Source organism: Pseudomonas sp. SDT291_1_S447 (assembly GCF_054070155.1).
The window spans coordinates 1-351 of sequence record NZ_JBSVXS010000323.1 but is presented as its reverse complement, the minus strand read 5'-3'; the positions used below and the strand labels follow the sequence as shown (position 1 = coordinate 351).

Here is a 351-nt window from a genome sequence, read left to right as displayed (position 1 = left end):
GGCGTACATCTTGGCGCCGTAGGCGCTCAGGGAACGAGCCATGTCAGAGCACCCGCACTTTGGATTTGTCGGCGGCGCCGGTCGAACGTGGCAGCTGACGACCATTGGTGGTGTTTTTCAGTGCGGTGAACTCTTTTTGCAGCGTGGTGAACGCTGCCAGCAAGGCCTTGTTACCGCCACCGGTACGCTGAAATTCGCGCTCAGCCTCTGCAGTCGTGACGATATCGTCTACGGCCGTAGTTACGTCGTCGATCGGGGCTTGATCGGGTTCTGGTGCGTCTTCAGCGGCAGGCTCGATCACGGCCTGAATGCCAGCGGCGACGACCAGCAGCTGGGCCAGCAGGGCTTTGA

At 61.0% G+C, this 351-nt stretch carries 1 pseudogene; it reads right to left on the bottom strand.

What is annotated here, in order from left to right:
* Positions 1-43: 43 nt before the first annotated feature.
* Positions 44-351, bottom strand: a pseudogene (locus ACW9IR_RS29755) (capsid scaffolding protein); the annotation flags it as partial.